Source organism: Gordonia aichiensis NBRC 108223 (assembly GCF_000332975.1).
Classification (GTDB): domain Bacteria; phylum Actinomycetota; class Actinomycetes; order Mycobacteriales; family Mycobacteriaceae; genus Gordonia; species Gordonia aichiensis.
Genome location: NZ_BANR01000001.1, coordinates 181,653 through 201,694, shown reverse-complemented (window position 1 = coordinate 201,694; position 20,042 = coordinate 181,653). Strand labels below are relative to the sequence as shown.

General features: G+C 65.5%; 21 protein-coding genes and 1 pseudogene. 4 read left to right on the top strand and 18 right to left on the bottom strand.

The window, feature by feature from the left end; genetic code table 11:
- Window positions 1–9: 9 nt before the first annotated feature.
- The 18 genes and pseudogenes from GOACH_RS24580 to hpt all read right to left on the bottom strand — a co-directional run.
- Window positions 10–864: pseudogene (locus GOACH_RS24580) on the bottom strand (alcohol dehydrogenase catalytic domain-containing protein); the annotation flags it as partial.
- Complete coding sequence (locus GOACH_RS00925; protein ID WP_005169209.1) at window positions 861–1,463, bottom strand: flavin reductase family protein; 603 nt, start codon at window positions 1,461–1,463, stop codon at window positions 861–863. The pseudogene GOACH_RS24580 and the gene GOACH_RS00925, both read right to left, overlap by 4 nt.
- On the bottom strand, window positions 1,460–2,578 hold the full coding sequence (locus tag GOACH_RS00920; protein ID WP_005169207.1) for a zinc-binding dehydrogenase: 1,119 nt from the start codon (window positions 2,576–2,578) through the stop codon (window positions 1,460–1,462). Before GOACH_RS00920 ends, GOACH_RS00925 begins: the two co-directional genes overlap by 4 nt.
- A complete protein-coding gene (locus GOACH_RS00915) occupies window positions 2,578–3,825 on the bottom strand; it encodes an acyl-CoA dehydrogenase family protein (protein ID WP_005169205.1) in 1,248 nt (415 codons plus the stop codon). Before GOACH_RS00915 ends, GOACH_RS00920 begins: the two co-directional genes overlap by 1 nt.
- 186 nt (window positions 3,826–4,011) lie before the next feature.
- Window positions 4,012–4,959 carry a helix-turn-helix domain-containing protein gene (locus tag GOACH_RS23060; RefSeq protein WP_052003862.1) on the bottom strand — a complete coding sequence of 316 codons (948 nt, stop codon included), beginning with the start codon at window positions 4,957–4,959 and terminating at the stop codon, window positions 4,012–4,014.
- Window positions 4,960–5,146: 187 nt separating this feature from the next.
- A complete protein-coding gene (locus GOACH_RS00905; protein WP_005169201.1) occupies window positions 5,147–5,593 on the bottom strand; it encodes a hypothetical protein in 447 nt (148 codons plus the stop codon).
- Window positions 5,594–5,830: 237 nt separating this feature from the next.
- Complete coding sequence (locus GOACH_RS00900) at window positions 5,831–6,640, bottom strand: type III pantothenate kinase (RefSeq protein WP_005169200.1); 810 nt, start codon at window positions 6,638–6,640, stop codon at window positions 5,831–5,833.
- A gap of 10 nt (window positions 6,641–6,650) precedes the next feature.
- Window positions 6,651–7,103 (bottom strand): aspartate 1-decarboxylase, encoded by a 453-nt coding sequence (panD, locus tag GOACH_RS00895; protein WP_005169199.1) that lies wholly within the window; start codon window positions 7,101–7,103, stop codon window positions 6,651–6,653.
- A gap of 96 nt (window positions 7,104–7,199) precedes the next feature.
- On the bottom strand, window positions 7,200–8,114 hold the full coding sequence (gene panC / locus GOACH_RS00890) for a pantoate--beta-alanine ligase (protein WP_005169196.1): 915 nt from the start codon (window positions 8,112–8,114) through the stop codon (window positions 7,200–7,202).
- Window positions 8,115–8,182: 68 nt separating this feature from the next.
- Window positions 8,183–9,211: a Rossmann-like and DUF2520 domain-containing protein gene (locus GOACH_RS00885; RefSeq protein WP_005169194.1), complete on the bottom strand. Its 1,029-nt coding sequence runs from the start codon at window positions 9,209–9,211 to the stop codon at window positions 8,183–8,185.
- A 127-nt stretch (window positions 9,212–9,338) separates the two neighbouring features.
- Window positions 9,339–10,802: a DUF6779 domain-containing protein gene (locus GOACH_RS00880; protein WP_040517309.1), complete on the bottom strand. Its 1,464-nt coding sequence runs from the start codon at window positions 10,800–10,802 to the stop codon at window positions 9,339–9,341.
- Window positions 10,803–10,890: 88 nt separating this feature from the next.
- The gene (locus tag GOACH_RS00875) at window positions 10,891–11,433 is read right to left on the bottom strand and encodes a DUF3180 domain-containing protein (RefSeq protein ID WP_005169190.1); all 543 of its coding nucleotides are present in this window, start codon (window positions 11,431–11,433) and stop codon (window positions 10,891–10,893) included.
- Window positions 11,430–11,966, bottom strand: a complete 537-nt coding sequence (gene folK / locus GOACH_RS00870) for a 2-amino-4-hydroxy-6-hydroxymethyldihydropteridine diphosphokinase (RefSeq protein ID WP_005169188.1) — start codon at window positions 11,964–11,966, stop codon at window positions 11,430–11,432. The genes GOACH_RS00875 and folK overlap by 4 nt, the downstream gene beginning before the upstream one ends.
- On the bottom strand, window positions 11,963–12,343 hold the full coding sequence (gene folB, locus GOACH_RS00865) for a dihydroneopterin aldolase (RefSeq protein WP_005169186.1): 381 nt from the start codon (window positions 12,341–12,343) through the stop codon (window positions 11,963–11,965). Before folB ends, folK begins: the two co-directional genes overlap by 4 nt.
- A complete protein-coding gene (gene folP / locus GOACH_RS00860; protein WP_005169184.1) occupies window positions 12,336–13,202 on the bottom strand; it encodes a dihydropteroate synthase in 867 nt (288 codons plus the stop codon). The genes folB and folP overlap by 8 nt, the downstream gene beginning before the upstream one ends.
- 50 nt (window positions 13,203–13,252) lie before the next feature.
- Window positions 13,253–13,891, bottom strand: coding sequence for a GTP cyclohydrolase I FolE (gene folE, locus GOACH_RS00855; RefSeq protein ID WP_005169183.1), 639 nt, complete (start codon window positions 13,889–13,891; stop codon window positions 13,253–13,255).
- An 11-nt stretch (window positions 13,892–13,902) separates the two neighbouring features.
- Window positions 13,903–16,317 carry an ATP-dependent zinc metalloprotease FtsH gene (ftsH, locus tag GOACH_RS00850; protein WP_245551767.1) on the bottom strand — a complete coding sequence of 805 codons (2,415 nt, stop codon included), beginning with the start codon at window positions 16,315–16,317 and terminating at the stop codon, window positions 13,903–13,905.
- Between the two features lie 183 nt (window positions 16,318–16,500).
- On the bottom strand, window positions 16,501–17,109 hold the full coding sequence (gene hpt / locus GOACH_RS00845) for a hypoxanthine phosphoribosyltransferase (protein ID WP_005169180.1): 609 nt from the start codon (window positions 17,107–17,109) through the stop codon (window positions 16,501–16,503).
- Between the two features lie 326 nt (window positions 17,110–17,435).
- Between hpt and GOACH_RS00840 the strand changes: the two genes are divergently transcribed.
- The 4 genes from GOACH_RS00840 (at window position 17,436) to GOACH_RS00825 (ending at window position 20,034) form a co-directional block, all read left to right on the top strand.
- Window positions 17,436–18,089 (top strand): DUF8020 domain-containing protein, encoded by a 654-nt coding sequence (locus GOACH_RS00840; protein ID WP_157227419.1) that lies wholly within the window; start codon window positions 17,436–17,438, stop codon window positions 18,087–18,089.
- A 329-nt stretch (window positions 18,090–18,418) separates the two neighbouring features.
- Window positions 18,419–19,033: a TetR/AcrR family transcriptional regulator gene (locus GOACH_RS00835; protein WP_005169173.1), complete on the top strand. Its 615-nt coding sequence runs from the start codon at window positions 18,419–18,421 to the stop codon at window positions 19,031–19,033.
- Between the two features lie 303 nt (window positions 19,034–19,336).
- Window positions 19,337–19,717 carry a YidH family protein gene (locus GOACH_RS00830; RefSeq protein ID WP_005169171.1) on the top strand — a complete coding sequence of 127 codons (381 nt, stop codon included), beginning with the start codon at window positions 19,337–19,339 and terminating at the stop codon, window positions 19,715–19,717.
- Window positions 19,714–20,034, top strand: coding sequence for a hypothetical protein (locus tag GOACH_RS00825; protein WP_005169169.1), 321 nt, complete (start codon window positions 19,714–19,716; stop codon window positions 20,032–20,034). The genes GOACH_RS00830 and GOACH_RS00825 overlap by 4 nt, the downstream gene beginning before the upstream one ends.
- Window positions 20,035–20,042: the final 8 nt, after the last annotated feature.

The following is a 20,042-nucleotide window of genomic DNA, read 5'->3' as shown; positions in this document are numbered from 1 at the left end:
GACCGCGACATCGAGAACTCCTGCCGCACCGCTTGTTTCCAGTGCCTGATCGGCACCACCACCGGTGATCCGCTGAATCTCTTCGACGGCATCCGACGTCGACGGGTCGACGACATCTGTGGCTCCGAGCTCACGCGCCAACTCGCGGCGTGAGGCGACCGGATCGACGCCGATCACCTGTTCAACGCCACGAATACGGGCCGCCATCACAGCCCCGAGGCCGACGGTGCCCAAGCCGAATACCGCCAGGCTGTCCATCGGGCGAGTGGTCTGCGGATAGAGGACCGGTCCGGCGCCGGTGATGATGCCACATCCCAGCGGCGCGGCGACCTCGGCAGGCACGTCATCGGCCACGACCACCGCAGTCGATCGGGGCGCAAGAATCGTTGCAGCGAATGAGGATTGACCGAACCAGTGCGAATGGATCGGGTTGCCGTCCAGAGTGAACGCCGTTGTGCCGTCGGCTCGACCACCCGCGACGTTCATCCCGAAGGCGTTGGCGCACGCCCAGAACCGACCGCGGTCGCAGCTTCGACACTGTCCGCAGTGATCGATTGTCAGCACCACCCGATCACCGACTCCGACGTCGTCGACGCCCTCTCCCACCGCCGTGACGGTTCCGGTTCCCTCGTGGCCGAGCACGATCGGGAACTGTGCCGGAAACTGTCCGTCGCGCGCACTGAGATCCGTGTGGCAGATACCGCTGCCGGTCAGCTCGATCCGAAGCTCGCCCGCGGCCGGAGCTCCGACCTCCACCTCCTCGACAGTCAACGGCGCGCCGATGGTGGCAGCGACCGCTGCACGCACCGTGCGTGACGGGCCGCACGCTTCGTCGGCGGCCGGGTCGGTGACGGAAACACTCATGATCGCTCCTCATGCGATGTCGCGCCGTGTGATGTGGCGCTCTGTGATGTGGCGCTGTGTGATCCGGCGTTCTGAGATGTCGCGCTCCAGGCGCCGAAAGCACTGCGGAAGAACAACAACGGCTCGGCATCGGGGTGGCCGTCGAGCGCCAACACCCGTCCGACGGACAGGTAATGGTCACCGACGGTGTGCTCGGCGTACAGCTCGCACTCGATGTGAGCGACGGCATCATCGAGCAGCGGAGCGCCCGTTACACCGAGATGCCATCGCGCATCGGCGAATCGGTCGATACCACGGCGTGCGAAGCCCAGGGCGGTCGCCGATTGCGTGCTGGACAGCACGTTCACCGCGAACGATCCGCTATCCCGAATCGTCGGATAGGTCGACGACGTGGCCGCAGGCGCGAAGGCCACCAGCGGAGGGTCCAGCGACATACTCATAAACGACTGGCAGGTCATGCCGACGTTCTCGCCACTGCTGGACGCGGTGATCACCACGACGCCGGAACAGAATCGCCCGAGAACATCGCGGAACAGGTTCGAATCGAACTGGTCGCGAGGTGGCCGGGCGGCATCTGCCCGGACGTCGAGTGCGGTCATCGTCGCGGCTCCACAACAGCTGCGACGACTTCGCAGGCGGCCACCTGATCGAGGGCTCCGTCGATGGCGTCGAGGCCCACGGTGGTCGACACCATCGAATCGAAGTCCAGTTCACCGCGTTCGAGAAGCCTCGTCCACACCGGGATGTCTCGCAACAGGTTCGTCTGCCCCCACTGGCAGCCGTGAATCTGCTTGCCGTTCATCGCGGCGTCGAAAGCGCTGATCGGCAGTGTCGCAGTGAGGAAATCCTTGGTGACGCTGGCCAGGACCACATGACCCGTCGGGCGGGTGATGGCCATCGCGGTACCCATGGCGGTGGCGTCACCTGCGGCCTCGAACGCGAACTCGACGCCGCGCTTGTCACCGAAGAGTGCCGGATAGCTGCCTGCCACCTCTTTGACCTTCTCGACGAGGTCGGTGTCGTTGGCGTCGAAGGTGTGTGTGGCGCCGAACTTTTCGGCAAGCTCCCGACGATGCGCGAGTGGATCGATGGCGATGATCGTTTCTGCGCCGAGAACACGGGCGCTCTGCAGGTACGCGAGCCCCGTCATGCCACACCCGACAACCGCGACGCTGGCTCCCGCGGTGACCGGTGCGACGTTGAACGCTCCACCCACGCCACCTGCGCCGCCGTCAGCGAGGACGGCCAGTGCCTGATGGGATACGCCGGTGGTCAGCGGGACCACCTGGATTTCCCTGGTCAACATCTGTTCGGCGTAGGACCCGAGGTAAGAGTGCGCGACCGTGGAACCCGTTCGGGCGAGCTCGATCTCGGGTCCGATGAAGGACAGTTCACCGCACATGTCCGGTCGATCTCGTAGACATGCGTAACAGACACCACACCACGGGTTGGCTGATGCGAGCACGGTGTCACCTACCCGTACACGACTGACGTCGGAGCCCACGGCCGACACGATGCCCACTCCCCCGTGACCGGGAATCTGCGGAATGTGGGCGCCGGGCGGGAACGGAGGATTGTCGAAGGCGATGACGTCGGTGATGCAGGCGACCACCGCGGTGGTGTCGACAACCACTTCATGCGGGCCGGGAGCGGGCAGGTTCACATCATCGACCTCGACGTGACGGCCGTTTCCGTGCCAGAGTGCCGCGCGCATCAGGCGTTCGCCTCGGCGAGTGCGGCAACGGCGTAGCCACTCGCGGTGGCTTCGCGAATGGTCTGCGCGACGTGACTGCGGTACATGGTGAAGTCTCGCCAATACCGTTGCGTGCGAGTGCCGTCTTTCATCGCGCTGGACCCGGTCACCCGAGCCATCAGATCCATCGCTTCGGTGAGCACCTTGCCCGCCTGGATGGCCAGCGACACCAGGCGCTGATTCTCGGCGATGGTGATCGGCCGGCCGGTTGCCGCCGACTCGTCGCACAGTTGGGCGTAGGCTGCGGTGACGCTGAGCAGGCAGGCTTCGGCCTGATCGATCAGCGTGGTGGCCTCGCCATACCACTGCCGGTAGAAGGAGTCCTCGGCGCGCACGGCCATCGGTGGCCACATCGTCTTCTTCACCGGCATCGTCGCAGCGAACTCGTCGAACATCGCCTTGGTCATACCCAATGCGACGGCGAGCAGCTCGGCGAAGAAGAACGGCTGAATCGGCCCGATGTACATCGGATTGCCGTACAGCTCGAGCCCGTAGGTCTGATCCGGACGAATGGCGTTGATGTCGATATCGAGGACGTATCCATGGTCGACGACACAGTGGTCGACCATGACGGAGTTGGAACCACTACCCTTGAGACCGATCAACGTGCCCCAGTCGTCGACGATCTCGTACTTGTCACGTGGCACCAGCGCGAGGCCCGGATGCGGGCGGCCACCGTCGGTCGGCATGATCATCACCGCATTGAAGACGTGGGTGGAGTAGGGAACGCCCGAGCAATAGTCCCAGAGTCCGTTGAGTTCCCAGCCACCGTCGACCGGGGTCGCGGTTACCGACGGAACCACCCGGGAGGGCGCGATGAAATGTCCGTCGGCCCCCATGACCTCAGCTTGAACGTCGGCATCGAACAACCCCGCGAGGTTGACCACGTGAGCAGAGCCCAGACACAGACACCATGCGGTCGACGGACACCCGCGACCGACCTCGACTATCACGCGTAGGAAATCTTGAATGGACAGTTCGTAGCCACCGAGAGCAGCCGGCTGCAGCATCCGGTAGAAGCCGAGCCGTATGAACTCCTCGTGCATCTCCTGCGAGCAGCGGGTGCGTCGCTCGGTGTCGGCTTGTTCCTCGCGCAGCCTATCCCTGAGCCCGCGCGCACGCTCCAGGAAATCGTCAACGGTCAGCCCCGGCTCGGGTGTCGGAATCTGCTTCCGCACAGACGTTTTGGTGGAATCAATTACGGTCATCGACACTCCTCTGATTGAAACCTCCGGCCGACGCCGGCGACGGCGGCAGCTCGTTTCTGTTCTCGAGTGTGATGCGGGGCACATTGAAAGTGAAAGGAGATGGGGCGAGGTTGGCCGAAATCAGCCACGATGTCTGATCACCGGAGGACTAGACCGGATGCCAAAGCCGTTCCACGAGTTCCTCGTTCAGCGCTCGCCCCGAAGCGCACGACGACGTGCGTTGTCGCGCAGTATGTCATCGGGTCTACGTCCGAACCTCGCGTGGTACGTCCGCGAGAAGCTGCCGACCGAACCGAAACCGCAGCGAACCGCGATCTGGGCCACGGTCAACCCGTCATGGGCCCCGAGCAGCATCCCCCTGGAGCGTAGAAGACGTTGCTCACGCACATATTTGGGAACACTGGTGTGCGCGTCGGCGAAGATTCGGGACAGGTGCCGTTCACTGATGCCGACGGCACGTGCCACATGTGGTGCAGTCAGACCTGGATCGGAGAGATTGGCCGCAATGTAGTCACGTGCTCGGTCGAAATGGTTGTAAACGGCCGGCTCCGGGCGTGGCGCGAGGACAGTGGAGATGAGTTCCACCAGGTCGTCCTCGGCGAGCGACTCGGTCGCCGGATCGCGCGTCGCGGCGATCAAACGCGTTCTCAAAGCGGCCCCGGCAAAGTTGTTTCCGATGTCGATGACGTGCGGGGTCACCCCGATGGGCACACCCGTCGAGCGGCGCAGAAGTGGCGTCGGAACGACGACAGCCAGAGCTTCGGTGTCCTCCCCGAAGCCACTGACGAACGGGCGATCGAGGCTCGTCACCAATAGCCGATCGTCCGTGGCGAAGTGGGTCCGCCCGTCGGTGAACAGAAACGTATGGCCTTTGAGGGTGATCGTGATCAACGTGGCGGGCACGCCGTCGTCGGATACAAATTTGCCCGATGTCTCGACGATGTGCGACCCCACTCGCAACGACATGATACGCAGCGAGCCGATCGCGGCCACCGTTCCCGTCGCGTCGAGCCGCTCGTCACCGAGGACTTTTGCGTGCAGCGGCAGAAAGGTTCTGCTGGTGAACTCTTCCCACCGAACCGCGGATTCGTCGCCGAGGCCATCGGTGGTGAAGGCGATCGGATCACGAGCCACGGGTCGTCCAGACGCCCCATGTGCCATGTCAACTCCCACGTCCTCCAGTGCCCGCGGCAGAAGACGCGATGACCGCACTGCCACGCCGCACCTGTCATGTTATCCAGGTCACACGACGGTGTGAACAACGGACGTCAAAGCATGGCGTAAACGACGCCGGATGGCCGATTTCGACAAGACGACCGAATCAGTGCGCGGAAAATACCGCCAGTTCTCCCGCACTGATCTGGCCGTTGATCCCCTCGCGGCGCAATCGCCGGAATCCGCCGACGACGAAGACGGCATTGGTGACGCCGCGTGCCTGTAGGTGCCACGTCAGCCACTCGGCCTCGTGGCCGTCCTCGCTGACCAGAATCCACCGCCGGTCGGCGGTCGCCGTGCGCAGCGCTGAGGGCGAGCCGGGGGTCAGCAGGTCGAGGGCCTCAGCTGCGTCGACCGCCAGCGCACCGAGCAGAGCGCCGTCGAGACGACGCTTGCGATGACCGCGGATATCGACCGGCACGGCGCCCGCGGCGATCGCCGCGCGGTAGTCGGTGGCCTGGAGCGAGAGCGGGGCGTTGGAGACAGTTCGGGTGACCGGCAGTTGGGTGACCGATGACTGGGTGAGCGTACGGATCTGGACCGATGCGGTCATGAGAGATACCTCGGGAATGATCGAAACGAGCGGGGGCGTCGACGAAGGGCAGCCGCATACGCGGACTCAGCCCTGACAACACTCCTGACAACTCTTGATCACGGCGACAAGTGTGCCACAGTGCGCGGCTGTAGACCAGATCGGCGAGGGCTTTTGCGCAGGCGTGCACAAAAATCCTCGCGGGTGCCCGACGAACAGTGGATGCCGGAGGGGCGAGGGCTGCTCCACCCGCGGGCGTCACCGACTGCCGCGGGCACGTCCCTGCTGCTTCGCGCGCTCGGACACCAGTCGCAGCCCTTCGAGGGGCAGATATGAGTGATGCGTGGTGAGCGTGCGACTCTCGGGAAAGATCAGTGGTGCGAGTGATCCGGTTGCAACGACCGTGACGTCGCGCCCGCCGAAGCCGTCGACGCCGCCACGGATCCGGTCGACGAGGCCGTCGACCTGGCCCGCGAATCCGTACAGGATTCCCGACTGCAACGCCTCGACGGTGTTCTTACCCAGCACGCTGCGCGGCGGCATGAGCTCGACCCGACGTACGGTCACCGTGTGTTCGGCGAGCGCCTCGACGCCGAGATTGACACCCGGCGCGATGGCTCCGCCGAGAAACTCCCCCTTCGCCGACACCGCGTCGACCACAGTGGCGGTACCGAACGCCGCGACGATGCACGGTCCGCCGTAGATGTGGTGTGCCGCAAGACAGTTCGCGACGCGATCGGTACCGACCTCTTTGGGGTTGTCGACCAGGAGCGGCACACCCGTGCGGACACCGGGCTCCAGGAGTACGTGATGCACGCCCTCGTAGTATCGCGACACCATGACCCGCAGCTCGCGCAACAGCGAGGGCACCGTCGACAACGCTGCTACGCCGGTGATCTGCTCGATGTCAGTGCCGAGCAATCCGCGGATCGTCATGGCCAGTTCGTCGGCGGTCAGGTGCGGGTCGGTGTGAATCCGCCAGTCGCGTACCAGCGTGGCGTGATCACCCGAACCCGCGAACACCCCCAGATGGATGTTCGTGTTCCCGACCTCGACGGTGAGTAACATCTGCGCGAACCTACACCCCGGTCTCGGCGAAATCGGTTCGCACCGAATCCGCTTCGGGGTGACGCGGGTCGAGGAGTCCCGAACCGTCTGGTGCATGCGCGGGATCGGTGCCGTTCTCGACCACCCGATTGGCCTCGTCGACGAACACGACATGAGGGCTGTACTCACGCACCTCGGCCTCGTCGAGGATGCCGTAGGCGATGATGATCACGAGATCTCCGGGATGAACGAGATGCGCTGCTGCGCCGTTGATCCCGATGACCCCGGTGCCGCGATCACCAGCGATGGCGTACGTCTCCAGGCGTGCGCCATTGGTGATGTCCACGATGGTGACCTGCTCACCCTCGAGAAGGTCTGCCGCGTCGAGCAGATCGGCGTCGATGGTCACCGAACCGACGTAGTGCAGATCGGCCTGGGTGACGGTCGCCCGGTGGATCTTCGACGTCATCATGGTGCGAAACATGCTGTCATTCCTCTGTGTTGGCGTGCATGACGGGCGGGCTGCAGAGTCTGTGGCGGGGTGATCTCGACGTGAATCCGGTGCTCGACGTCGGGTAGATCAGTACGCATCGGGGCTCCCGATGTCCTCCGGTTGGATGCCGATCGACACCCCGACGTTGTCGATCAGTCGGGCAGCACCGAGGCGTGCGGCGACCAGGAGCCGGCCCTCGCCCTTGTCCGGTGCCTCTCCGAGAGCGCGATCGCGCAGTGCGAGGTAATCGAGCTCGATGTCCGGAGACGTCGACAGAACCGCCTGAGCGGCAGCGAGGATCGCGTCCTTGCCGCCGGGCGCGGCATGGGCGCCCGCGGTGAGCGCTGCCGACAACGTGGTGGCGATCTCGCGCTGCTCCGGCGTGAGATAGCGGTTGCGCGACGACAACGCGAGACCGTCCGCCTCACGCACCGTCGGCACACCGACGATGTCGACGTCCAGGTTGAGGTCGGCGACCATCTGCGCGATCAACACCAGCTGCTGATAGTCCTTCTCGCCGAAAAAGGCTGCGTGCGGAACAGCGATGTTGAGAAGCTTGCACACGACGGTGAGCATGCCGGCGAAGTGCCCCGGGCGAGCAGCGCCGTCGAGGATGTCGCCCGCGGGTCCCGGCACGATCGTGGTGCGCGGGCCGAGTGGATACATGTCGTCGACGGTCGGCGCGAATACCAGTTCCACACCGGCCGAACGCAATAGCTCGACGTCGTTGTCGAAGGTGCGCGGATACGCATCGAGGTCTTCGTTCTCGCCGAACTGCAGCGGATTGACGAAAATCGAGACGATGACCACCGCGTTACCGACGCTCTTTGCGGCGTCGACCAACTGCAGGTGCCCTGCGTGCAGGGCACCCATCGTCGGCACCAGCACCACGCGCCTGCCCGCGCGACGCAACGCCTGGCTCACCCGGCGGAGCGTGGCGGGGTCGCGATGCACCGTCAACTCACCTCGGGTGTAGGCGTCCGGACTCAACGGCGCGGTCATCGTTCTCCTCTGACTTGACGCGAAAGGCGTTGCTCAACAACAGGCAGCGGCATCGGTTCGGTGTTCATTCAGCTCTCCAGGACGTCAAGGAGAGACGTGGGAGGATCGGTGTAGTCGGCCGCTCGGCGGGCCAGGATGCGATAGGCCTCGGCGATCGCGTAGGGGCGTCGCCCGCCGGGCAGTGCACGGAGAGCATCGAGGTGGTCGGCCACAGCCTGCGCGTCGCCCCTGGCCACAGGACCGGTCAGGGCTGCGGGTCCGAGGTCGAGCACATTGCTCAGCGCCGCGGTGACCAATGGCGCGAGAATGCGTTCGGCCAACCGCTCGGACGTGCCGTCGACCGTCGCGGTGGCGCGACCCGACTCCCCTTCGCTGCCCTCGATTGCCGCGTTCATGGCCACGACGGCATCGCTGACAAGCGCGACAAGATGATTCGCCCCGTGTGCAAGTGCCGCGTGATACAGCGTGCGGTCGGCCTCGGCGATCCGCACCGGCTCACCACCCATTTCGAGCACGAGCGCCGATGCGATGGCGAGGCCGACTTCGTCGGACGCCGTGACACCGAAACAGGCCTGCGGCAGCCGGGTGGTGTCGTCGTCGGTGCCGACGAACGTCATCGCGGGGTGGACGGCGAGCGGAAGGGCACCGAGCGCGGTGAGCGGTGCCAAGATGTCGACGCCGTGTGCACCCGCTGTGTGCAGGACGAGCGTGCGCGGGCGTAGCCGTCCGCTGTCCACGATGTCGGCGACGACGTCGGAGATGCTGTCATCGGGTACCGCGATGATCAGGAGTTCCGATCGTGCGACCACATCGGGTAGCCCGAGGATCTGTGACTCGGGTAGGCGTTGCGCAGCACGGCGCCGGGAGTCCTGCGACCGGGCGACCACCGCACCGACGACATGGCCGGCACGTTCGAGCGCCTCGCCGAGCGCGGTGCCGACACGGCCGGCCGAGATGATCCCGATGGTCAGCCGAGCAGGGGTGGGAAGATTACTGACGCCTGCGAACTCGGTGGAGAAGGATCCGGGATGCCCTGCTCGCCCCGCGTCGCGGGGCGGCTGACTCGACACGGCGGGATCGCCGTTCGGTGAGGTCACCGGTGTCCTCCCAGATCGTTCCAGTCCCGACTGGTGCGCGGGTACCGGACGTGCATCGCAATGCTAGGCGCTCGACGCAGCGTCGGGCCAATGCCTGTGAGGCGGGTCACCCTCTGGTGGCCGGGAGTCAGTCCTCGCGACGACGACGTCCGCCGCCGCTGCCGCGCGGCGACTGGCGAAGCTGGTTGAGCAACTCCGCGACGGGCAACCCCGCGGTGTGGGCGGCGTCGTGGTCCTCCTCGTCCTCGCGACGACGTCGACCACCGCCGTAGGAGTTCGCGGGTGCACCGTCGTCGCCGGTCTCGTGACGTCCGGCCGACTCCGCGCGCGCCGAGTCTTCTGAGATAGCAGCTTCCGTGCCCGACCCTTCTGTGCCCGACCCTTCTGGGCCCGACCCTTCTGGGCTGAACACTTCTGGGCCGGATGCTTCAGGGCTGGAGCCCGTCGAAGCGGGCTCTTGTGAACCGGCCTCTTCCACAGCAGAATCCGAGGCTTCCCGTGTGGCGGGCTCGGCATCCGAGTCCTGCTCCGGCACCCCAACCGCCTCCGCCGCGGACACGTAGAAGCCACCCGAGAACGGCGCAGCCGAGGTCGGACCCGACGCCACCGGCGCCCCGGCGAAGCCTGCCGAGTACGGCGCGCGCGGCTGATCGTCGACCACGTCGACGACGACCTCCTCTGCGCCGGTCTCTTCCGCGGAGATGCCGGTCGGCGCGACGGTCTCGGCGTTGAACGGCTCGTCGACGGCCTCGACCTCCTCCGCGTGAATCTCCTCTGCGTGAATCTCCTCTGCGCGGATCCCCTCTGCGCGGATCTCGTCGAGCGGTACCTCGGTGGCGATACGACCGGAAATTGGTGCGTCGCCGGGAACGATGGGCAGGACCTCGGTCATTTCGTTGGGATCGACATCGGTACCGAAACGCCGCGGCGCGTCGAACGGATAGGAGTCGCGACGGCGATGTTCGGCGCCTGGAGCGGTCTGCTCGAAGTCGCGGGCGGCCACAGCCCCGTCATCGTGTGCGGTGTAGTCGGTGGCGCCATAGCCGCCGGGATATCCGGATCCGCCAGCGTACCCGGTCGGCGCATGATCCGTCTGGGCTCCCACACCCCCGAGTCCCGATGCCAACTCACGGAGCTTCTCGTTGGGAAGCGCAGCACGCTGGTCGGGCAGCGACTCGCCGAGCAACATCTCCAGGCTCGAGCGCAGAGCGAGGACCTGTGCCTTGAGTTCCGCGAGTTCGACGCCTGCCTCGTCGCTGATCTCTTTACGAATCGTCGACTCGACATCGAGTTCGTACTGTCTGCGCGCCGCGATCTCGCGCTCGAGCTGCAACTCGTAGACCAGCCGGAGATCACGACTCTTGCTCTCGGCGCTCTCTGCCTGCCTGCGGTAGCGCGTCACGAGGATCGCAGCGATCACCGCAGCCCACAGCGCGGCGATCACCGCCAGCGATCCGAGCACCGAGATCTGGTCGGTGAAGAGCATCAGCACGCTGGCCACCACGGCCAGCACGATCAGAAGACCCACCAACCACTGCCCGACGCGACCGGAACGGCGTGTGTCGGCGGCACGGCCAGTCGAGGTCGTCATGCTCGTGAACTTACCCTCTGACAGCCCGCACGACCGCGAGGCTGGTACGGAGAGTCACGATTGGCGCGCGAAGAAGCGCTCAGCCGACTCACGCGGGCCCGGGATGACCGTTTGTACGCGGCTCAGTCGGCTGGTCGGTCGGGTCGTCAGGTGCACGGCAGCAGTACTCGAGCCACAGTGCCGCAGCGACCAGGACGAGTCCGCCGAACGCCCCGACGATCGCACCGGGTCTGTCGTGCTCGGCAGCAGTCACACCATGCTGACTCCATAGGAACACCAGCATCCCCACCCACACGCCAACGGCCACTGCGCCCAGGATCGCCGACGCCTTGGCGAGCGCCAGCACCCGGGCAGCCGTCAGTGGATGCAGTTGCCCACGCGCTCGTCCGACCTGGCGGTCGGCGACGCGTGCGCGCACGACGAATGCCATCGCCGTCTCGATCGCGGCGAGAACGTACAGGACGATGCCGGCGAGCAGCGGCAGCGGCGGCAGCGCCGAGTAGTTGTAGCGAACCAGAATCCACGCCACGACCGCCACGAACACCGCGATGATCAGGAGATCGCGCGGGCGGGTCGGGCCGAGGCCGGGCTCCTCGTCCTCCGGCGGCGTCGACGGGCGCGGCGTGGTCACGGTGTCACCTCGCTCCCGAACCGCTCACGCTCCGGCGACAGCCGGTGCACGCCCGCACGCTCGGCAGCGGGGAGCGCAGCCGCGAGGTCGACGACCCGCCGCACACCGTGCGGGGTCCACAACGTCGCCTCGGGCTCGATCTCCAGCCACGGCACCAGCACGAACGCACGCTCGGCGGCTCGCGGATGGGGCAGGGTCAGCGTGGCGTCGTCGTCGACGATCGGGTTCCCCGCAGGGTCGGTTGCACAGATCACGTCGACGTCGAGCGTCCTCGGACCCCACCGCACCGCACGGATGCGGTCGGCGGCGCGCTCGAGTTCGAATCCCCGCTCCAGCCAGTCCCGCGGAGAGACGGGGGCGTCGACGATGAGCGTGATGTTGTAGAAGTCGGGTTGTTCGACGCCGCCCCATGGTGCCGTCGAATAGATGCTCGACACCGCGACGAGGTCGTCGGCAAACGCCTCGACGACCTCGCGTAGCCGCGCTTCGCGGTCGCCGAGGTTCGTGCCCGCGGACAGTACGGCGCGGGTCATCGCACACCGCCCGCCGACTTTCGGGACCGACGGGTCACGACGGCGACGTCGGCGAAATCGAGCGGGATGGGCGCCGACGGCTTGTGTACCACCACCTCGCAAGCGTGGATGCGGTCGTCGAGCATGATCCGTTCGGCGACCTCGCCGCCGACGGCCTCGATCAGGTTGCGCGGGTCGCCGGCGACGACGTCATGGATCTGCTGCGCGAGCGTCCCGTAGTCGATGGTGTCGGCGAGGTCGTCCGATGCCGCCGCGATCCGGAGGTCGGCCCACAGCGTGACGTCGATGATGAAATCCTGTCCGTCGCGGCGCTCGTGATCGAAGACGCCGTGGTGACCGCGTACACGCAGACCACGCAGTTCGATTCGGTCAGCCATCTCGATGCTCCCGTCGCACGGTGTGCCGGTCACGCCCGCCGGTCCGCCACGCAGCGGCAACGGTCACCGCATCACGATTGGCTGCGACGTCGTGTACGCGCACTCCCCAGGCACCGTTGACCGCGGCGAGCGCGCTGATCGACGCGGTCGCGATCTCGCGGCCCTCCGGCGCACGGTCGTGACCATCGCAGCAGGCGAGCAGAGTGCCGAGAAAGCGCTTGCGCGACGCCCCGACGAGCACGGGGAAGCCGAGCCCGACCAACGTCGGCAGGGCGTTGAGTAGCGCCCAATTATGTTGTGCCGTCTTGGCGAATCCCAACCCGGGATCGAGGATGATGTTGTCCGGGTCGACACCGGCGGCGACGGCGGCGTCGACCTGTCCGAGGAGTTCACGACTCACCTCGGCGACCACGTCGCGATAACCACCCGTGTCGTCGACGCGGTGCGTGAAGCGTCGACCTGCATCCGATTCGGCGGCAGCAGGTCGCCAGTGCATCAGAATCCAGGGCAGTCCGGCGTCGGCGAGAAGCGCTGCCATGCCGGGATCGGCGCGACCGCCCGAGACGTCGTTGACGATCGTGGCTCCCGCGTCGATGGCGGCAGCCGCGACGCCTGCGCGCATCGTGTCGACCGAGACCTGCACACCGTTCGCTGCGAGTGCGGAGATCACCGGTACCACGCGCTTGATCTCGACCGCCTCGTCGACGCGCACCGCGCCCGGACGAGTCGACTCACCGCCGACGTCGACGATGTCGGCACCGTCGGCGAGTAGACGCAACCCATGCTCGACTGCGCGCTGCGGATCGAGATATCGGCCACCGTCGGAGAACGAATCCGCAGTGACGTTGACGACGCCCATCACCTGTGTGCGCGCGCCATCGTCGGTGTCGGCGCCGACCGGATGGACTGTCACCGGGTGATGAGGTCGAGTGCCTCGCCGCGCGAAACGGCGCTGGTCTTGAAGATCCCGCGCACCGCGGACGTCGTCGTGCGTGCGCCCGGCTTTCGGATACCGCGCATCGCCATGCACAGATGCTCGGCCTCGATCACCACGATCACCCCGCGCGGATTGAGCCGACGTACAAGCGCGTCCGCGATCTGGCTGGTCAACCGCTCCTGCACCTGCGGACGTTTGGCGTAGAGGTCGACGACCCGCGCCAGCTTCGACAGCCCGGTCACCTGCCCGGTCGGCCCCGGGATGTAGCCGACGTGCGCGACGCCGTGGAAGGAGACGAGATGGTGCTCGCATGTCGAGTACATAGGGATGTCTTTGACCAGCACGAACTCGTCGTGGTCCTCGTCGAATGTCGTGGCGAGGACTTCCGACGGGTCGGTGTAGAGGCCTGCGAACATCTCGCGGTACGCGTTGGCGACGCGGGTCGGGGTGCGCTGTAGCCCCTCCCGATCGGGATCCTCGCCGACTGCGATCAGCAACTCCCGCACGGCCGCCTCAGCGCGTTCCTGATCGAAGAAGCGTCCCCCGTCAGTCATCAGTTCGCGCGACGTTCCGTCGTGAGCCGCGATGTCGTGGCCCTCGCTGATAGTCATCGATCCGACCCTCAGGCTCCGTCTCCGTGTTGACCGGCCCCGTGTGAACCGTTGTGCTGCGAACCGTTGCCCGCATCGTCACGATGCTGCCCGCCACCGTTGTGGCCGGCGCCGCGTTGCCCCCCGTAGGAACCGTTTCCGTAGCCATAACCGTTCGGCTGATTTCCGTTCGCGCCGTTGGGATTTCCGTTCTGCGGATATCCCGGCTGCTGGTTCGCCCCCGGCTGATTGACGCCCGGCTGGTATCCCTGCGACTGGGGTGGCCAGCCCGGGGCTGACCAGTCGCGCGGGGCGCCGTAATCGGGTCGTGTGCCACCGCTCTGCGGACCCTGTGGGTAACCCTGTTGCGGATATGGCTGGCCATACCCCTGCCCCGGATGAGGCGCTCCGTAGTAGGGCTGCTGCCCACCCGCGTAACCCGTCGGGGCACCGCCGCCGGGTGCGCTCCCGGCTCCGACCGGCTCGCGCACCGGCTCCGGCGGAGGAGGAGGCCACGGCTCGCCGCGCTCGATGGCCAACTCGCCTGGGGTCTTCACCGGCGGCTTGTCGCTCGGGGTCCGCTCGCCGAACTCGTTGAAGGTGGTGATCCGGGGACGCTTCTCGACATCGGCGAGGATTCGCTCGAGGTCCTTGCGGGTGAGCGTCTCCTTCTCGAGGAGGTCGCTTGCCAGCACGTCGAGGGTGTCGCGGTACTCGGAGAGGATGGCCCACGCCTCGGTGTGGGCCGCCTCGATCAGGCGACGCACCTCGTCGTCGATCTCGCTTGCGACCTCGGCCGAGTAGTCGCTCTGGGCACCCATGCTGCGGCCCAGGAACGGATCGCCCTGCTCCTGGCCGTACCGAACCGCGCCGAGCTTCGCACTCATGCCGTATTCGGTGACCATCGCGCGCGCGATCTTGGTGGCCTGGTCGATGTCCGACGATGCGCCCGTGGTCGGCTCGTGGAAGACGAGTTCCTCTGACGCACGACCACCCATGGCCATGACGAGTCGAGCGATCATCTCCGACCGGGTCATCAGGTCTTTGTCCTGCTCGGGCACTGCGAGCGCGTGACCGCCGGTGCGTCCGCGAGCAAGGATCGTGACCTTGTAGATCGGATCGAGATCGGGCATCGCCCAGGCGGCGAGGGTGTGGCCGCTCTCGTGATAGGCCACGACCTTCTTCTCGTGCTCGCTGATGATCCGACTCTTGCGACGTGGCCCGCCGATCACGCGGTCGACCGCCTCCTCGAGCATCTCCGCGGTGATGACGGTCTTGTTCTCGCGGGCGGCGAGCAACGCCGCCTCGTTCACGACGTTGGCGAGGTCGGCTCCCGACATTCCCGGAGTGCGCTTGGCAAGGCCGTCGAGATCGGCGTCCTCGGCGATGGGCTTGCCCTTGGCGTGCACCTTCAGGATCGCTCGACGGCCCGCGATGTCGGGATTGCCGACGGGGATCTGCCTGTCGAAACGGCCGGGACGCAGCAGCGCCGGGTCGAGGATGTCTGGGCGGTTGGTCGCAGCGATGAGGATCACGCCCGAGCGGTCGCCGAATCCGTCCATCTCGACGAGTAGCTGGTTGAGAGTCTGCTCGCGTTCGTCGTGTCCGCCGCCTAGTCCGGCTCCGCGCTGACGGCCGACGGCGTCGATCTCGTCGACGAAGATGATGCACGGACTGTTGTTCTTGGCCTGCTCGAAGAGGTCGCGCACGCGCGAGGCACCGACACCGACGAACATCTCGACGAAGTCGGAACCGGAGATGGTGAAGAACGGAACGCCGGCCTCGCCCGCGACGGCTCGCGCGAGCAGAGTCTTGCCGGTGCCGGGGGGCCCGTAGAGCAGCACGCCCTTCGGGATCTTCGCGCCGAGTGCCTGGTAGCGCGTAGGATTCTGCAGGAAGTCCTTGATCTCGTACAACTCTTCGACGGCCTCGTCGGCACCGGCGACGTCGGCGAACGTCGTCTTGGGCATGTCCTTGGACAGCTGCTTGGCCTTCGACTTGCCGAAGCCCATGACGCCGCCCTTGCCGCCGCCCTGCATGCGGTTCATGACGAAGAAGAACAGTCCGAACAGCAACAGCATCGGCAACAGGAAGATCATGATCTGCCAGAACACCGACTGCTCTGTCACGTTCGTTTGATAGCCGGCCCCCGTCGACTTGACCGAATCGAAGACCTGCTCACCCGCGGAAGCCGGATACTTCGTCGAGATCTTGCTGACGTCCTGGCCGTCGACCTTGACCGGCTCTTTGGTCTCGATCCGCAACTGCTGCTCGCGGTCGTCGATCTGGATGAACTTGGTGTTCTTCGTGTTGAGCTGAGTCAACGCGACAGAGGTGTCGACCCCGGTGTAGCCGCGATCGCCGCTGCGCATCGCGCTCCAGCCCCAAAGGGCGAGCACGATCACCGCCAGGATTGCGAGATTACGGAAGACTGTCTTTCGGTTCATGCGCATTGGTGGAGGTCCAGGCCACGCGTGGGGCCGCCCGGCGCCGTTACCACTGTCCTTCCCATCGGTTCTACAACGATGTGAACGCCACCCAAGGGTTCGGTCGTACACATATGAGGCTACCGGTCAACGATCACGCAGGTGAAACCGTTCCCGTTTTGTCGGCGCGGCCTGCGGCCACCGCTACTTCTGGTAGACCGACGGGCGCAGACGGCCGATGAAGGGCAGGTCGCGGTAACGCTCGGCGTAGTCGAGGCCGTACCCGACGACGAACTCGTTGGGAATGTCGAAGCCGATGTCGGCGACCTCGACCGGAGACCGGACCGCTTCGGGCTTACGCAGCAGTGTGCACACCGCAAGTGACCGCGGCTGCCTGGTGGCGAGGTTCTTCATCAACCAGGAGAGCGTGAGTCCCGAGTCGATGATGTCCTCGACGATCAGCACGTCGCGGCCGGCGATGTCGCGGTCGAGATCCTTGAGAATGCGCACGACGCCCGACGACGACGTTGCCGACCCGTAGCTCGACACGGCCATGAACTCCATCTGTGACGGGATAGGCAGCGCTCGGGCGAAGTCGGTCATGAACATGATCGCGCCTTTGAGGACGCCGATCAGGACAAGGTCGTCGTGCAGATCGGTGTAGCGCGCGGCCACCGACTGCGCCAGCTCCGCCGTTCGCGCCTTGATCTGTTCCTCGGTGATGAGGACTGCTTCGATGTCGTCGCCGTAGTGATGTCCCGTCTCATTCGCCACGGCGTCTAGCTTGTCATGCCCGCACCGGGTGAACACCATCGCCAGCCTCCATTTAGCGCCGAGAGGCGTAACCCGACCGGACTACAAATACATAACAGAAAGACAACACTTCAGCGAACTCCGTCACACCAGTCACAAAAATTCCGCACGCCTCACCTGTTATGCACTTCTTTGACATATGGTCTGAAACGTTTTCGCAACATTTTTGTCCGACCACTCACACAATCACTCCGCAGATTCTCGGCCGACGACCGCGACGTCCTATATAGACCACGTGGTCGCGGTCACCTGCGCCCACCACACAGGCAAGGACGACCATGAAACCCAGCCGCAGCGACGCCCTGCGACCGATCGGAATGAGGCGAGTGACCCGCCGCGCCACCATCTGCATACTTTCTTGTGCAGCATTGTTTTTGCCACTCTTCGTAGCAACCGCACCGGCCTCGGCCACGACCCCCGTCGGGTACACCGTCTCATCATCTGGTGGCACGGTATCCGTCTCGATACGCGGCGGTTCCATCGAGAAATCCAACGATTCGGTGAGCATCAAGAATTCGTCCGGTGCGTCCGTTTACACCTTTCCGCTCGCTTACCGTGTGGACGATCGGGAATTTCCTATCAAGGCCCGGACTGCAGGCAACACCATCACACTGACACCGGTGCGTGCGGCGAGTGCGTCCCGGCCAGTCGACCGCGCAAGTGTCAAGCGATACCGCGCAGAGATCGATAAGCAGATTCGCGGGCCGCAGACCCGCCAGCAGCGCGACGACGAAGCGGCGGCTCGATTCGGGCAACAGATCAGTCTGGCCTTTGCCATCGGCGGGTTCGTCGGAACGGCCATCGGCGCGGCGATCGGCTGCATTGTGAGCCTTCCACTCGCCTGCCTTCCCGGTCTGACGATCGGAGCAGGCGTCGGCGGTGTCGTTGGCACCATCGTTGCCGGCGGCCCGACTCTGGCGATTGCCGCACAGCAGTACTTCAAGACGATCAACTCGCCGTTCAAACCCCAGTACTACTGACATCCGGGGCTGACCGTCCGGGCTGCTGACGCCTGCCACGTGGTGTCGGCGGTCGCGATGCCGGCACAATCGCTGGCAGAGGGACGCTGATTCTCACCGGCGTCGAGTGCTCGAGTACTTCCAGACGCTCGACTTGTCGGTCCGAGTCGGAGAACATCACTGATTCGACAAACGGAAGGTGCGGTGGGCTACAGGTAGCCACCCGCACCTTCCGTTTGTCGGGGTCCTAGTATGGCCACAGCCTCATCGACGGAGGTGACCAGCCGCACGGACAAGATCCCCCGAGTCCACATCGGGGCACCTGCGGCCTTCAGCAGAAGGGTGGCCGCGTGGCGTCTCAAGATCGCCGGACCGCACGCACCCGTCGGCAACTCCGGGAAGCCTTCATCTCGCTGGTACTCGAGCAGGGTTACTCATCGATCACCGTCGAGGACATCACCAGCCGAGCAGACCTGGGTCGCGCCACCTTCTACGCGCACTACACCGACAAAGACGCACTCTTCGAGCAGATAGTCGACGACGTGATCGCGGACATGCAGACACGTCTGGAACCGGTGTTCGCCGCGGACGGCCGCGGATTCAGCGGCCAGGCGATCACCGCCTTGTTTCACCACGCCGCGCAGGAGCGGGACACCTACCGTGTGATCCTGCGCGGAGAAGGTGACGGCCTGGGCTTGCGACGCTTCGTCGACGATCGCGTCGCCCGCGTCACCGAGTACTTCACTCGCCGATCCGACGCCGAGGGCGTGCAGATGCGCATCGACCCCGACATCCTGGCGCGCGCGTGGGTCGGCGAGATAGCGACGGTGCTGGCGTGGTGGCTCGAATCGGAGACGCGCCTTCCGCTCGATGACATCATCAACCAGCTCCTCAACCTCTCGCTACATGGTCGGTACTGGGCGTCAGGGTTCGACGCAGCGAATTCCCAGTCGCCGGCCTCCTGACCGCAGCGGTTACTCGAGCCAAGGAACCCCGACCTCTCTATACCGGGACCTCAATACCCGCATCCGCAACACCGCCCACTCGACGCCCGTCCCTCGCCGGCAGGCCAGAGCGGAACAGCGCGCGTGTTCACTCTTGCCGCCGCGAGGCGACGCGGTACCGACTGACCCGAGAATCCCTGTGGTGTGGCCCATAGTGATCGCCTTACGTGACACGGACCTCTTGTCCCCTTTCAATACATGACGTATGTTTTCAGACAGCAAGTCTGCTTCAAGACACAAAGTCTGTTTTCGAAGAGGTCATCCATGGTTGCGCAGCAGTGCGACAGTGACGACGCCACGTCGGCCGGTACACCCGCAGACAGCGTGGTCGACTACCGCTTCACGCTCGCCAATGAACGAACGTTCCTTGCGTGGATCCGTACCTCGCTCGGGCTACTCGCCGGCGGAGTCGCCCTTCAGTCGCTCGCAGCCCAGTTCGCGACAACCGACTACCGACGCGCGATAGCCCTCACCTGCGCATGCCTAGCTCTTGCGTTGTGTTGCTTGGCTTTTCGACAGTGGAAACGGGTGAACCACGCCATGCGCCGCGGAAGCGAACTCCCCGGCAATCTGGTCGTCCCGCTCGTGGCCGTCGGGGTCGTCGTCATCGGACTCGCGGCGGTTCTGGCATTGGTTGTGTCATGACCACACAGTCTCCGTGGCCCGCAGATCCCGGTTTGGCCATTGAGCGCACCGCGCTCGCCTGGCGCCGAACGACGCTGACCGCAGTGGTAACCGTCTCACTGCTCGCACATGCCGCAGTCGTCAGGGCGCCGGTCGCTGCAACGTTCTGCGTCGCCGCAGCCGGCTCGTGCGTCGTCGCGCTGGCGTTTCTTTGTCTTCGACGCAGTCACATGCTGGCAAGGCGCATCTCCGAACCTACGCATGTCCACTTCACCACCATCACAGCACTGGTTGCCGTTGCCTGTATCTGTACCGCCATTGCCGCGGCAGTCGGCTAGGTCAGCAC

What these genes read in the sequence shown, in the direction of transcription:
- GOACH_RS00915 (WP_005169205.1), bottom strand. Translation starts at nt 3,825, where the DNA reads ATGACCGTAATTGATTCCACCAAAACGTCTGTGCGGAAGCAGATTCCG.
- GOACH_RS00925 (WP_005169209.1), bottom strand. Translation starts at nt 1,463, where the DNA reads ATGACCGCACTCGACGTCCGGGCAGATGCCGCCCGGCCACCTCGCGAC.
- folE (WP_005169183.1), bottom strand. Translation starts at nt 13,891, where the DNA reads ATGACTATCAGCGAGGGCCACGACATCGCGGCTCACGACGGAACGTCG.
- hpt (WP_005169180.1), bottom strand. Translation starts at nt 17,109, where the DNA reads ATGGTGTTCACCCGGTGCGGGCATGACAAGCTAGACGCCGTGGCGAAT.
- GOACH_RS00920 (WP_005169207.1), bottom strand. Translation starts at nt 2,578, where the DNA reads ATGCGCGCGGCACTCTGGCACGGAAACGGCCGTCACGTCGAGGTCGAT.
- panC (WP_005169196.1), bottom strand. Translation starts at nt 8,114, where the DNA reads ATGACCGCGCCGTTGAGTCCGGACGCCTACACCCGAGGTGAGTTGACG.
- panD (WP_005169199.1), bottom strand. Translation starts at nt 7,103, where the DNA reads ATGTTTCGCACCATGATGACGTCGAAGATCCACCGGGCGACCGTCACC.
- GOACH_RS00830 (WP_005169171.1), top strand. Translation starts at nt 19,337, where the DNA reads ATGGTTGCGCAGCAGTGCGACAGTGACGACGCCACGTCGGCCGGTACA.
- GOACH_RS00905 (WP_005169201.1), bottom strand. Translation starts at nt 5,593, where the DNA reads ATGACCGCATCGGTCCAGATCCGTACGCTCACCCAGTCATCGGTCACC.
- folK (WP_005169188.1), bottom strand. Translation starts at nt 11,966, where the DNA reads ATGACCCGCGCCGTACTGTCCGCGGGCACGAACCTCGGCGACCGCGAA.
- GOACH_RS00880 (WP_040517309.1), bottom strand. Translation starts at nt 10,802, where the DNA reads ATGACGACCTCGACTGGCCGTGCCGCCGACACACGCCGTTCCGGTCGC.
- GOACH_RS00825 (WP_005169169.1), top strand. Translation starts at nt 19,714, where the DNA reads ATGACCACACAGTCTCCGTGGCCCGCAGATCCCGGTTTGGCCATTGAG.
- ftsH (WP_245551767.1), bottom strand. Translation starts at nt 16,317, where the DNA reads ATGAACCGAAAGACAGTCTTCCGTAATCTCGCAATCCTGGCGGTGATC.
- GOACH_RS00900 (WP_005169200.1), bottom strand. Translation starts at nt 6,640, where the DNA reads ATGTTACTCACCGTCGAGGTCGGGAACACGAACATCCATCTGGGGGTG.
- folP (WP_005169184.1), bottom strand. Translation starts at nt 13,202, where the DNA reads ATGGGCGTCGTCAACGTCACTGCGGATTCGTTCTCCGACGGTGGCCGA.
- folB (WP_005169186.1), bottom strand. Translation starts at nt 12,343, where the DNA reads ATGGCTGACCGAATCGAACTGCGTGGTCTGCGTGTACGCGGTCACCAC.